Genomic DNA, 12,283 nt, shown 5'->3' on the forward strand with positions numbered 1-12,283 from the left:
GGCGCTACGGCCGGCTCGTCCGTTCCCGGCTGGCGGCGCACGAGCGGTTCGGGGCGCTGCCCGGAGCGCGGCTGCTGCATCCGGGGATCGACCTGGCCCGCGACGGCTTCGCGGTCGACCTGACCGCGCGACCGCACGTCAGACGGCGATGGGTACGGGCTGGTCTCCGGGAAGGAGCAGCTGCGGGACCTGCGCGAAGCGCCACCCGTCGCCGACGCGGACGAACACCCAGACCATGTCGTACCGGTCCGCCGGCCAGTGCCGTGGGGGGGCCGGGGTGATCTCGCCCGTGATCTCTTCGAGGTGGTGGACGATCTTGCTGAGGGACTTGTGGTGCCAGGACACGAGGGTGGCGCCCGGACGGTCGACGAGCTCCGCGACGAGCTGCGCCTCCTGGCCCGGTTCGTAGCGGTCGTCCACCTCCACTCCGAGCTGCCTCGCCAGCGACTCGACCGTCTCGATCGAGCGCCTGCTGCGGCCGTGCCGCGCCGCGGCGGCGTAGACGGCCTCGGGGCGCCACAGGCCCGCCGGCGGCCCGCCGCGCATCGGGGCGAAGAGCTCGACCAGCGCGCCGGCCCGCTGCCAGCCGTCGACGGTCAGGGAGCGCTTGTCCTGCCGCCCGGACGGGCTGATGCCCGACCGGGGTCCGGTGGGCAGCGGCTTCTCCGCGTGTCGAATGATCATGATGACCTGTTGGCGAACCGAGGGTTCGAGCGGCCGGGACGGCACCGGCGTCAGCGCACGGTCCACGGGGCGCCAGTGGTTCGGCGCGATGTCGACGACGGTCATGGTTATCGATCTCCAAGCGCTTTCAGGCCACGATCTCCCACAGCCCGAACAGCACGATCATCGCGGCGGCGACGAGGCAGATCGCGCCGACGGCCGTGCCGGATCGGGCGGAGAACATGGTCACGTGCTGTCCAGAGGTCGAGGCCGGAGCGCCGTGGGCGCGTGCCGACAGACCCACGATGGCCAGGGAGATCAGCCCGACGACGGCGATGGTCGCGCCGAACGAGACGAGCTGGACGATGAGCAGTGATCCCCAGTGGATCATTGGACTGGCTCCTCTGGTTACGCGGCCGCTCGCGCGGGCGCGGCGATGGCAGGCCGGACGGGCTGTTCGTCGTTGACGGTGGTGGCGGTGACCGGCCTGCGCCGGGCGAGCCGGTAGATGCCCGCGGCCAGGACGACGAGGACGACCCCGACCAGGACGGTTCCGGCAGTGCCCCTGGAGGCCGTCCAGGCGGCCAACGCCCCGAGGGCGGCCGCGGCGGGCAGGGTCAGCAGCCAGCCGACGAGCATCTCGGCGGCCACGCCCCAGCGCACGGTGCTCCAGCTGCGGCCCGCCGCGCTGCCGAGCACGGATCCGGTGGTGATCTGCGTGGTCGACAGGGCGAAGCCCAGGTGCGCCGAGCTGAGGATGACCGCGGTGCTCGCGGTCTCGGCCACGAACCCCTGGGTGCTCTCGATGTTGCTGATCCGGTGGCCGAGGGTCCGGATGATCCGCCAGCCCCCCATCGCGGTACCGGTCGCGATGGCCAGCCCGCAGAGCAGGATCACCCAGAGCGGGGGAGCGGAGTGCGCCGGCAGCAGGCCGACGGTGATCAGCGTCAGGGTGATCACGCCCATGGTCTTCTGCGCGTCGTTCGTCCCGTGCGCCAGCGCGACCATCGACGCGGAGACGACCTGCGCGTTCCGGAAGCCGCGGGTGGTCGTGCGCCGGTCGCCGCGCGCGGCGATGCGGTATGCCAACCGCGTGGCGGCCAGCGCCACCACCCCGGCGACGATGGGCGAGAGCGCCAGCGGCACCAGCACCATGCCCACCACGGTGGAGAAGTGGACGGCGCCGGATCCAGCGAACACCCACGTCGCGCCGATCAGGCCGCCGAGCAGGGCGTGCGACGAGCTCGAGGGGAGCCCGAGCAGCCAGGTCAGCAGGTTCCAGAGGATCGCCCCGACCAGCCCTCCGAAGATCACCTGCGGCGTGATGAGGGCCTCGTCGACCAGGCCGCTGGAGATCGTCAGGGCCACCTGCACCGACAGGAACGCCCCGACCAGGTTCAACCCTCCGGCCAGCAGCACCGCGACCCTGGGGCGCAGGGCCCCGGTGGCGATCGAGGTCGCCATCGCGTTGGCCGTATCGTGGAAACCATTGGTGAAGTCGAACAGCAGCGCGGTCAGGATGACCGCGATCACCAACACGGACATGTCGTCACTCCGATGCCTGGGTCATTCGTGCTGCCCGACGGGTCAGCGGCAGCCCCCGAGGGGCTCGCTCCGCCTTCGTGACAGGTCTATCACAAAGCACCACAGCAACGTAGCGCTTGTGGTTAGTCTAGGCGCATGGCTGTGACGTAAGAGTCATCACCTGCCACAGGAGGTAGGCTGTAGGCGCAACTTTGGAGGTGCCCGATGCGCGCAGACGCAGCACGCAACCTCGACGCAGTTCTCCAGGCCGGAGCCAGGCTCCTGGCCGAGGATCCCGGAACGAGCGTCTCCGCCATCGCGGCGGTCGCCGGCGTGGACCGGCGCACCGTGTACCGCCGGTTCCCCAACCGGGATGCCCTGCTCTGCGGGGTGTTCCAGGCCAAGCTGGACGCGCTCGACGACGCCCTCGCCCAGAGCCGGCTCATGGAGGCGCCGGTCACCGTGGCCCTCCACAAGCTCGTCGAGGGTGTCGTCGCAGCGAACCGGACCTACCCGGTGGGCAACGACCAGATGAGCTGCTCGTCGAGCGTCTTCGAGAGGCACCTCGAGCAGCGCGAGCAGGTCGAGAACTTCCTGGGGCGAGCCGCGGCCGAGGGGCTGATCCGCGCCGACCTGCCCGATGGCATGGCGTTCGGCCTGCTGCACAGCGTCGTGAGCCTGGTGGCCCTCCAGTTCCCCGACCTGGAGTGCGGGCGAGCCGCCGACCTCGCCGTCGAGATCCTGCTCGACGGCATCGGCTCCGCCTGATCCGCCCGTGCGGCGGCTCACCGCAGAGCCGCGTGGCACATCCTGACTCGCACGTCACATCTGTGTGGATCCGGTGCCTCTAAGCGCTACGTTGATGTGGTGCTTGGTAAACGAGCTGCTACAGCAGCGCCGGGAGGGTGGCCGCTCGATGCGGCTGCCCGTCCCGCACGCCGTGGCAGCCGGAGCGGCGCCGTTCGACATGGTCGAACCCGCACGCTGTGGATGACGTTGGGAGTCGAGCGGTGAACATCAGCCTTCTGATCAGCCAGGCCGTGGCGAACTACTCCGGCTTCCTGATCGACCTCGTGATCGACCTCGTGGCCATCCTGCTGATGGCCTACGTGCTGTACTTCCGCCGCCACTGGCGTGCGGACCTGCTGCTGTCCTACGTGACGCTCAACATCGGCATCTTCGTCGTGATGTCGCTGCTGAGCACCGTCCGGGTGGACATCGCCGTGGGCTTCGGGCTCTTCGCGATCCTGTCGATCATCCGGTTGCGGTCCAGCGCGGTGACCCAGCAGGAGGTGGCCTACTACTTCGTCGCGCTCGTGATGGGCCTGGTCAACGGGATGAACGTGGCCGACCGCGCGCTGGTCGTCATGCTCAACGTCCTGCTGCTGGTGACAATGGCCGTGTTCGACAGCAGGCTGCTGCGCGACCGGTCCCGCCGCCTGGATGTCCAGCTGAAGAAGGTGTACGACAGCGACGCGGCACTCGTGGCCGACCTCGAGCGCGAGCTGGGTGGGCGCGTCATGTACCACGAGGTCACCGAGGTCGACCTCGGGCGCCAGCACACGAGCGTCGACGTGCGGTACCGGCCCGGGGTCGGCGTCAGCCGGCAGGGACAGCCCGAGCAGGGCCTGCAGGTGCAGGGGCCGGCGGTGCAGGGGCTGGCGGTGCAGGGGCCGGCGGTGCAGGGGTCGGCGGTGCAGGGACAGCCGGTGCAGGGACAGCCGGTGCAGGGGTCGGCGGTGCAGGGACAGCCGGTGCAGGGACAGCCGGTGCAGGGACAGCGCGAGATCGTCGCCTCGGCGCCGGTCGAACCCCCTGACCTTGCCGCCCGGCCGGTGGAGCAGGCGGAGACCCTCGTTTCCGTCGGCGCTCCCGGCAGTGGCGAGAACCGGTCCGACCGGGTGGAGTGAGAACGACGAGAACGGGGGTGAGACCGATGACGTCCGTGGCATCCGTCACGTGGAGGTCGGTGCGGCGAGTGCTCGTGGGTGTCGTCGCGGTGGCGCTGTCGGCCGTGCTGGCCGCGTGCGCCGCCGGCCCGCAGTCGACGCCCACGGCTTCGCCGAGCCAGGGACCGTCGGACACCGCGGCGCCGGGCACGGTGGTGATGGTGATCCGGCACGGAGAGAAGCCGGAGGGCTCGCAACCCGGCATCGACGCACAGGGGAACGAGGACGACAGCTCGTTGACCGCAGTTGGTTGGCAACGCGCGGAGCGGCTCGCGGATCTCCTCGATCCGCGGTCGGGAGAGCCCCGGACGGGGCTCGCCCGCCCGGCGGCGATCTACGCGGCCGGGGCGAACGACGACGGTGAGGGCGCACGCACCCGCGAGACGGTCGCGCCGCTCGCCGAGCGGCTCGGCCTCGCGGTGAACACCGACTACGGCAAGGGCGACGAGGAGAAGCTCGTCGAGCAGGTGACCGCGGAGCCGGGACCCACGCTGATCTGCTGGGCGCACGGAGAACTGCCCACCATCGCCGAGGCCTTCCCGGACGTGACGCCCACGCCGCCCAAGGACTGGCCGGACGACCGGTTCGACGTGGTCTGGACGTTCACCAAGACGGCCGACGGCTGGCACTTCGCCCAGCTGCCCGAGCTCGTGCTGCCGCAGGACCAGTCGGACGTCATCGACGAGTAGTACGCGCCGGGGTGTCCACAGCCTCGAGGTAGACCCCATGCGTCTCGGCTCGAGATCGAACACGCACGGTGTCCACGTCACGGTGTCTACGTCACGGTGTCTACGTCGTCGCTGTGGACAGCTGGCGGGTTGGTCGAGAGAAGGAATAGCGGTCATGCCGGCGGCAGTTCGCCTGACGTGGCGATCACTCTCTCGGCCGGCGTGCGTGCCCTGATCGACGGACCGAACTTCGCGACGGTGGCGACGCTCGACCCGGACGGGGGGCCGCAGACATCGATCGTCTGGGTCGGCCTCGACGACGGCACCCTCGTATTCAGCGCCACCGAGGACCGGCGGAAGGTGCGCAACCTGCGGCGGGACCCGCGCGTGAGCATCTCGATCAGCGACGCGACGAACCCGTACCGGCACACCCAGCTGCGTGGCACGGTGACGATCACCGCCGATCCGGACAAGAGGCTGCCGAAAGCGCTGAGCCGCAAGTACCGAGGCGAAGACCCGGCCGTGGAGGGTCCGGAAGTCGAGCGGGTGATCGTCCGGCTGCAGGTCGAGAGGGTGGCCGGCAACGTCCGGTGATCGACGCTCGCTCCGAGCCGCCGGCGGTTGGACGACGGCGGCGGCCGGCATCACCGACACCCAGGAGCGGCTGACCTGAGCCGGAGGGTGATCGCCGGAGGGTGATCAAGGTACCGGGGACGTACCCGTGACTCGGGCCGATCATCCCCGGCGTTCGAACCGAACACGACGGAACGCTCGGGACGACCGACGATCTGGAGCTGCTCCGGCACGCGTTGTGCGCCGCCGTCGACGAGCAGCACGAGATCCAGCGGCGCACTCTGGCCAAACAAGTGTTCACCGGCCGTTATCGGCTCGGCGGGCACCTGGCATGACATGGGATCCGACCGTCGAGCCCGCGGACCCGTCGACCGGCAAGTCAGCGAGCTCGAGCACGTGCATCTCAGTGGATGAAGCGGCGGTGCAGGCGCAGATCGTCCTCGCGACCGCAGGCCGTGCAGCAGACGACGGGGTGCGGATCCTGATCGCACGGGGGCGCGGCCGGCGTTCGCGCGGCGTCCGACGTCCTCGAAGGCCGGATATCCGGCGCCTCGCAGCCGGCAGGTCGCCGGCCGAGCCCGCCGCGCCGGAACCCACAGCGTCGCGGACCGTCAGCCGACGGTCGCGTCCACGGTGACGTCGATGTTGCCGCGGGTGGCGTTCGAGTAGGGGCAGATCGCGTGAGCTGCCTGCACCAGCTGGTCGGCGGTGGCCTGGTCCAGCCCGCCGAACTCCACGTGCAGCGCCGCGCTCAGCGTGAACCCGCCCTCTGGCGTCGCGTGCACCTGTACCTCGGCCACGACCGCGGAGTCGCTGAACTCGACCTTCTGCTGCGCGGCGACGGCCTTGAGCGCGGAGTGGAAGCACGATGCCCAGCCGGCGGCGAAGAGCTGCTCGGGGTTGGTGGCCCCGCCGGGGCCGCCCATCGACTTCGGGATCGCCAGCGTGACGTCCAGGAGCCCGTCGTCGGTGACGGCTCGGCCCCCGGCCCTGCCGTCGCCGGTGGAGGTGGCCACTGCCGTGTAGAGCGCCTCGCTCATCCCTTGCTCCTTCATGAAGTAGACGAACTAGTAAGTCTGACAGTAGCACGGCTGTGATCCCTGCGCGCGAGCTTTCGATCCGCATGACGGCCATCACATGCGCTCTCGGCGGACGCCGTGACGGGGAGCGTCGAGCACGCTGGAACACCCGGTGGAATGCGTTCCTGAGCTCGATGATCAGGAAGTGCTCACGACGGCGCGGCCTCTCGTCGGCTCATGGCGACACGTCACCCGCGGTGTTCGCCCTCGCAGCGTTGAGCACGGCACGGCCGGCCTTGATCAGCCTGTCGGTGAGGGCGGCCGGGTCGGGCCCGAGGTAGCCGGTGACCATGGCGCCGTCGCGCAGGATGATCAGTTGGTCGGCCACCGCGTCGCGGTCGTGGATCCCCATCTCGCCGAGCAGATCCTTCAGGAACGTCGCGAACCAGGCCCGGTGGGTGGCGATCGCCTTCCTCGCGGGGTGGGCGGGGTCGGCGAACTCGGCCGCGGCGTTGATGAACGGACATCCGCGGAACCCGGGGGAGCAGCTCATGTCCGCGATGGCGCGCGCGATGGCCAGGAGGGTGGCACCGGCGTGGCCGGCCTGGGCGCGGAGCTGTTCCAGCGCGTGGCGCTCGACTGCCGCGCGGCCCTCCAGGTAGGCCACGACCAGGTCGTCCTTCGAGGGGAAGTGCCGGTAGAAGGTCACCTTGCTGACGCCCGCCGCGGCGATCAGCCGGTCGGCGCTGATGGCCCGGATCCCCTCGGCGTAGAAGTACTCGTTCGCCGCGGCGAGGATCCGTTCCCGCACCGGCGACGACTGTGTCGCGCCGGCATCTCGGGCTCGGCCGGCTGTCTGTGTCATCGGGGTCATCGGGGCTCCAACCGTCTCGGCGCTGCCTTCCCGGCCGTCCGGGCCGGCTCCTCGGTCACCCGAGCGGCTGCTGCGGCCGGGCAAGACATACTAGTTAGTATACGTGCGCGACGGGGACCCGTAGCCGAACAGCGTGACCGGAGTGGGGCGTCGCACGTGGTGCGGGTCAGGCCGTGGTGCGCCGCCGGCACTCACGTCATCGAAGGGGCTCGAGATGATCCCCGAGGTGTTCACCGGCCGCGTCGCCGGCGAGATGATCGCGAAGATCGGCTGAGGGGGCGGGTGGAACGGGGTCGGGCCAACGGCGTCGGTGCTGGTGCTGGTCAGCCCGAGGATCGCGGCCCGGCGGCCCGGCGGAGGCGGTTGGCGATCGCCAGCCCGAGCCCCTCCTCCACCGGCAAGGACGCGACGATGAGGTCACACCCCCGCCGGTCGAGCTCGCGCAGGAACCCGTAGAGCCCGCGCGCGTAGGCGGCCGTCGAACCGGGGATCGCCACCACGGCGTGCGCCTTCACGGGGGCGTCGACGAGGGAGGGGGGAAGGAGCACGCCCACCTGGTGTCCTTGTTCCTGCGCGCGCTCGGCTTCGTCGACGATCACCTCGGGCTCGACGAGGACGACCCGCGCCCGCGGCGCGTAGTGCGACGGGTGCTGGCCCGGCACCCGAACGCGGCTCGTCGAGGGGACGTCGAGCGGGCGTCCGAGCACCGCCTCGAGGTCCTCGCGCGTGGCCCCGCCGGGCCGGAGGATGCTCGGGACGTCTCCCGTGGCATCGACGATGGTCGACTCGACCCCGACGTCGCAGGGACCGCCGTCCAGCACGAAGTCGACGGCATCACCCAACTCCGCGCGGACGTGGTCGGCGGTCGTGGGGCTGACCGAGCCGAAACGGTTGGCGGACGGTGCCGCCACGCCGCCGCCGAAGCCCGACAGCAGCGCGAGCGCGACGGGGTGGTCGGGCACGCGCACGGCGACGGTCTCCAGGCCACCCGTCGCTTCGAGGGGCACCCGGCGACCACGCCTCAGAACCAATGTCAGCGGCCCCGGCCAGAAGCGTTCGGCCAGCAGGTGCACGGTTGCCGGCACGTCCTCGACCCAGTCGCGCAGGAGTTCGGCACCGCCGATGTGGACGATCAACGGGTGCGACGGCGGGCGTCCCTTGGCCTGGTAGATGCGTGCGACGGCGCCGGGGTCCTCGGCGTTGGCGCCCAGGCCGTAGACGGTCTCGGTCGGGAAGGCCACCAGGCCCCCGGCGCGGAGCACATCCGCCGCCTTCTCCACGTCACCGCTTCGTACGTGCACCTTCGTGAAGCCTCCGACTCTCCGCTCCCACGTCCCGGGCGCGCCGGACCGTGCGATGAGTTCGGAAAGGGCGATCTCATGGACCATGCCGCGTCGGGTCTCGCTACCGCACAGTATTCACCGCACAGTATTCACCGCGCAGCGAGCCGGGTCCGCGCCGGTCCGGCAGCACTCCCGAGGTCGAACAGCGGTGGTGGCCGGTCTCCGCTGGACGCCCACGCGATGAGACCGCGGTGGTCCACCCGCCGGGAAACCGTTGGTCGGGTGGCTGACCCCGCAGGCACGCTGCGGGCGTGGCGGTGCAGGCGGAGTTCACGCGGGCGCCCGGCAGGGCCCGGGCGACCGGGCTGAGCCTGACGTCGTGGGTGCTGTTCGCGAGCTCGGGCCCGCTCGCCAAAGCGGTGATGGCGACGGGCTGGTCCGCGGCCGCGGTGACCTCGATGCGCGTCGCGCTCGCCGCGGTGCTGCTGGTTCCGGTGGTCGCGGTGCTGCGCCCGCGGGCCCTTCGGTTCGGGCGCGCCGACCTGTTGCTTCTCCTCGGCTACGGCCTGCTCGGCGTCGCCGGTGTGCAGCTGTTCTTCTTCCTGGCCGTCGCCCGGGTGCCGGTCGGGGTGGCGATGGTGCTGGTCAACCTCGCACCCGCGCTGGTGGCGCTCTGGGTGCGGGTGGTGCGGCGCACCCGGCTGCCCGGGCTGGTGTGGGTCGGTATCGGACTGGCCGTGGCCGGACTGGCCCTGGTGGCGGAGATCTGGCGCGGCGGCCGGCTCGACCTGCTCGGCGTCGCTGCGGGGCTGCTGGCCGCGATCTGCTCGGCCGGCTACTTCCTGCTCGGCGAGCACGGCGCGAGCAGGCACGACCCGTTCGGGCTGACCGCGGCCGGGCTGGCGATCGGCGCGGTGGTACTGGTCGCGGTCAGCCCGCCGTGGACGCTGCCCGCGGGCCTGCTCACCGCCCCCGTGGTGCTCGGCGGCATCCGGGCCCCGGTGTGGCTGGTGGTGCTGGCGCTGGCCGCGGTCGGGACCGCGCTGCCCTACCTGGTCGGGCTGCGGGCACTGCGCGATCTGCCCTCGGCCCTGGCGTGCGTGCTGGCCTTGGTGGAACCGGTGGTCGCCGCCGTGCTGGCCTGGCTGCTGCTCGGCCAGGCGCTCACGCCGGCGCAGCTGGCCGGGGTGGTGGTACTGCTCAGCGGCGCGGTGACGGTGCAACTGGCCGGCCGCGCGCCGGCGGAACCGTCGCTCCCGCCGGCCCGTTCCCCCTCCATGGACGGACCCGACGTCGTCGCCCGGCTCACTGCGGAGCGGGAGGAGACCGTGGGACGGATCGCCGCGCTGGAGCGGCAGATCGCGGGCCTGGCCGAGGAGCAGGCCCTCACCACGCACGACGACGAGCACGACCCCGAGGGCGTCACCATCGCGTCGCAGCGCGCGCAGCTGCAGGGATTGCTTGCCGGTGCTCGCCGGGACCTCGCGGCCGTGGAGCGCGCGGTGAACCGGCTGGGCACGGGGAGCTACGGATGCTGCGTGCGTTGCGGGGACGACATCGGCGACGCGCGGCTGGAGGCGTTGCCCGCGGCCGAGACGTGCATCGCCTGTGCCACCAGCGGACGACGGTTGCGGTGAGGAGGGCGCGCCACGACCGGACGTCGGTGGCGGAGATCACCGATCACCGGTGGCCACGGGGGACAGGATGTGCGGTGTGAGATCGCGACCTGCGGACGCCCTCGTGGAGGACAGCGGAATGGAATATCGCACGCTCGGCGGAACCGGAACGATCGTGTCGTCCCTGTGCCTGGGCACGATGACGTTCGGCAACGAGAGCAGCGAGGAGGTGTCGCACGCCCAGCTGGACCGGTTCCTGGAACGGGGAGGCAACTTCGTCGACACCGCCAACGTCTACTCCCGCGGTGTCTCCGAGGAGATCATCGGGCGCTGGCTGGAGAAGCGGCCGGGCGTCCGTGACCGGGTGGTCATCGCGACGAAGGGCCGCTTCTCGATGGGGGAGGGGCCCAACGACGTCGGTCTCAGCCGGGTGGGCCTCACCCGTGCGCTCGAGGCCAGCCTCCGGCGGCTGCAGGTCGACTCGGTCGATCTCTACCAGGCACACGCATGGGACGCGTTGACACCGCTGGAGGAGACGCTGCGCTTCTTCGACGACGCCGTGCGGGCCGGCAAGATCCGCTACGCCGGCGTGAGCAACTTCCTGGGCTGGCAGCTGCAGAAGGCCGCGATGCTCACCGACTTCCTCGGTCTCGCCCCGATCGTCACCCTGCAACCGCAGTACAACCTGCTGGTCCGCGAGATCGAGTTCGAGCTGACCGACGTCTGCGAGCACGAGAACATCGGCATCCTGCCGTGGTCGCCGCTGGCCGGCGGCTGGCTGACCGGCAAGTACCGCCGGGACGAGGTTCCGACGGGTGCCAGCCGGCTCGGCGACGACCCCGAGCGCGGCATGGAGGCCTACGCGCCGCGCAACGCGCAGGAGCGGACCTGGCAGGTCATCGACGCGGTCGGCAAGATCGCCGCGGCGCGGGGGGTGTCGATGGCGCAGGTGGCACTGGCCTGGGCCGCGGACCGGCCGGCGGTCACATCGGTGATCCTCGGGGCCCGCACGGTCGAGCAGCTCGACGACAACCTGGCCGCGGCCGGCCTGCACCTGTCCGACGAGGAGACGCAGCTGCTGGACGCGGCCAGCGACCCGATCGTCGGCGACTACCCGTACGGGTTGCCCGGGCGACAGCAGCGCGCACGGGGGCGGGAGCTCTGAGCCGATCCCGGCGCCAGCCGCCGGAACGTGCTTGCGTGGAAGACCGGTGGGTCGATCGCGTGCCCGACCGCTGCTGCGTGAACCCGCAGGAGCGCGATCGTGCGCTACGGGCGGCTCTCGACGGAGGCCGTCGCCAAGCGGGCCGGGGTCGACAAGAGCGCGCTGTACCGTCGCCGGCCGTCCGAGCAGGACATGGTGATCTCCGTGATCTGGCAGGAACCGGGCGGACCGGTGCGGGCCCGGCCGTGCAGGTGGACGCCGGAGAAGAACAGCTCGAGGCCGTCGAGCGTGACGTCGTGGGAGACGCCGACGTAACCGACGTGACCTCCGGGGCGGGTCGACCGGATGGCCTGCATCATCGACTCCTGGGTGCCCACCGCCTCGACGACGGAGTGGGCGCCGAGACCGCCGGTGAGCTCCTTGATCCTCGCGACGCCGTCGTCACCGCGTTCGGAGACGCCCCGGCCACGACGGTGAAGTACCGGCAGTAGTTGCGGCGCCGGATCGGGCCGGTGCCGCGCAGCAGGCGGTCGACCGGAAGGTGTCGGGCCGGGACGAGGACGAGTAGCCGACCGGCATCGCTAACCGGGATCCGTCTTCGCCCGGCGGATCGACAGGAACAGCACCGCCCAGACCAGGAGCGCCGCGACGGTGGCGATCGGCCCGAGGACCATTGCGGCGAGGCCGAGCAGCGGCACGAGGCCCGTGAAGCGGCCGACGGAGGTGAACCCCTCGTCGCCGGGGTCCCTGCCCGGTGGCTCGTGCCACTTGCGGAACGCCTCGGCCAGCCTCGGGTCGTCCGCCACCAGGGCCGCCTCGATCCGGCGTAGCGCCTCACCACCTGCTCCGACCGGCATTGCGCACCTCCTCACCGCCCATGTGGGCCAGCGTCGGCGCCCGCCTGCCACGTCGTCCTCACCCGCCTCGGACGATGCGCGGACCGGTGCCG

Annotated in this window: 14 protein-coding genes and 1 pseudogene; 7 read left to right on the forward strand and 8 right to left on the reverse strand. The window is 71.5% G+C overall.

Going from position 1 to position 12,283, the window contains the following annotated elements; translation table 11 throughout:
• Nucleotides 1-138: 138 nt before the first annotated feature.
• From ABEA81_RS04495 to ABEA81_RS04505, 3 genes are read right to left on the reverse strand one after another with little or no spacing between them, the layout of a single operon-like run.
• Entirely contained in the window at nt 139-789 is a 651-nt protein-coding gene (locus ABEA81_RS04495; RefSeq protein ID WP_345603472.1) for a hypothetical protein, read from the reverse strand.
• A 22-nt stretch (nt 790-811) separates the two neighbouring features.
• Nucleotides 812-1,054 (reverse strand): hypothetical protein, encoded by a 243-nt coding sequence (locus ABEA81_RS04500; RefSeq protein ID WP_345603474.1) that lies wholly within the window; start codon nt 1,052-1,054, stop codon nt 812-814.
• 17 nt (nt 1,055-1,071) lie between these two features.
• Complete coding sequence (locus ABEA81_RS04505; RefSeq protein WP_345603475.1) at nt 1,072-2,208, reverse strand: inorganic phosphate transporter; 1,137 nt, start codon at nt 2,206-2,208, stop codon at nt 1,072-1,074.
• Between the two features lie 204 nt (nt 2,209-2,412).
• Between ABEA81_RS04505 and ABEA81_RS04510 the strand changes: the two genes are divergently transcribed.
• The 4 genes from ABEA81_RS04510 (at nt 2,413) to ABEA81_RS04525 (ending at nt 5,398) form a co-directional block, all read left to right on the forward strand.
• Nucleotides 2,413-2,955 (forward strand): TetR/AcrR family transcriptional regulator, encoded by a 543-nt coding sequence (locus tag ABEA81_RS04510; RefSeq protein WP_345603476.1) that lies wholly within the window; start codon nt 2,413-2,415, stop codon nt 2,953-2,955.
• A 242-nt stretch (nt 2,956-3,197) separates the two neighbouring features.
• Entirely contained in the window at nt 3,198-4,097 is a 900-nt protein-coding gene (locus tag ABEA81_RS04515) for a DUF4956 domain-containing protein (RefSeq protein ID WP_345603477.1), read from the forward strand.
• 26 nt (nt 4,098-4,123) lie between these two features.
• Nucleotides 4,124-4,825, forward strand: coding sequence for a histidine phosphatase family protein (locus ABEA81_RS04520; RefSeq protein WP_345603478.1), 702 nt, complete (start codon nt 4,124-4,126; stop codon nt 4,823-4,825).
• A 129-nt stretch (nt 4,826-4,954) separates the two neighbouring features.
• Nucleotides 4,955-5,398, forward strand: coding sequence for a PPOX class F420-dependent oxidoreductase (locus tag ABEA81_RS04525; protein WP_425570448.1), 444 nt, complete (start codon nt 4,955-4,957; stop codon nt 5,396-5,398).
• Nucleotides 5,399-5,988: 590 nt separating this feature from the next.
• Here ABEA81_RS04525 and ABEA81_RS04530 read toward each other — a convergent pair.
• The 3 genes from ABEA81_RS04530 to ABEA81_RS04540 all read right to left on the reverse strand — a co-directional run bounded on the left by ABEA81_RS04530 (nt 5,989) and on the right by ABEA81_RS04540 (nt 8,571).
• A complete protein-coding gene (locus ABEA81_RS04530; RefSeq protein ID WP_345603480.1) occupies nt 5,989-6,417 on the reverse strand; it encodes an organic hydroperoxide resistance protein in 429 nt (142 codons plus the stop codon).
• 214 nt (nt 6,418-6,631) lie between these two features.
• Nucleotides 6,632-7,207: a TetR/AcrR family transcriptional regulator gene (locus ABEA81_RS04535; protein WP_345603481.1), complete on the reverse strand. Its 576-nt coding sequence runs from the start codon at nt 7,205-7,207 to the stop codon at nt 6,632-6,634.
• A gap of 386 nt (nt 7,208-7,593) precedes the next feature.
• Nucleotides 7,594-8,571, reverse strand: a complete 978-nt coding sequence (locus tag ABEA81_RS04540) for an L-threonylcarbamoyladenylate synthase (RefSeq protein WP_345603482.1) — start codon at nt 8,569-8,571, stop codon at nt 7,594-7,596.
• 293 nt (nt 8,572-8,864) lie between these two features.
• Here ABEA81_RS04540 and ABEA81_RS04545 point away from each other — a divergent pair, with 293 nt between their 5' ends.
• The 3 genes from ABEA81_RS04545 (at nt 8,865) to ABEA81_RS04555 (ending at nt 11,649) form a co-directional block, all read left to right on the forward strand.
• Complete coding sequence (locus ABEA81_RS04545; protein ID WP_345603483.1) at nt 8,865-10,190, forward strand: EamA family transporter; 1,326 nt, start codon at nt 8,865-8,867, stop codon at nt 10,188-10,190.
• A 118-nt stretch (nt 10,191-10,308) separates the two neighbouring features.
• Nucleotides 10,309-11,334: an aldo/keto reductase gene (locus ABEA81_RS04550; protein WP_345603484.1), complete on the forward strand. Its 1,026-nt coding sequence runs from the start codon at nt 10,309-10,311 to the stop codon at nt 11,332-11,334.
• 99 nt (nt 11,335-11,433) lie between these two features.
• Nucleotides 11,434-11,649, forward strand: a complete 216-nt coding sequence (locus ABEA81_RS04555; RefSeq protein ID WP_345603485.1) for a helix-turn-helix domain-containing protein — start codon at nt 11,434-11,436, stop codon at nt 11,647-11,649.
• Here ABEA81_RS04555 and ABEA81_RS04560 read toward each other — a convergent pair.
• Nucleotides 11,622-11,822: pseudogene (locus tag ABEA81_RS04560) on the reverse strand (zinc-binding dehydrogenase); the annotation flags it as partial. The gene ABEA81_RS04555 and the pseudogene ABEA81_RS04560 sit on opposite strands and share 28 nt — an antisense overlap.
• 93 nt (nt 11,823-11,915) lie before the next feature.
• The gene (locus ABEA81_RS04565; RefSeq protein WP_345603486.1) at nt 11,916-12,191 is read right to left on the reverse strand and encodes a DUF3040 domain-containing protein; all 276 of its coding nucleotides are present in this window, start codon (nt 12,189-12,191) and stop codon (nt 11,916-11,918) included.
• Between the last annotated feature and the right edge of the window lie 92 nt (nt 12,192-12,283).

Origin of the sequence: Pseudonocardia adelaidensis (genome assembly GCF_039543345.1) — a bacterium.
GTDB lineage: Bacteria > Actinomycetota > Actinomycetes > Mycobacteriales > Pseudonocardiaceae > Pseudonocardia > Pseudonocardia adelaidensis.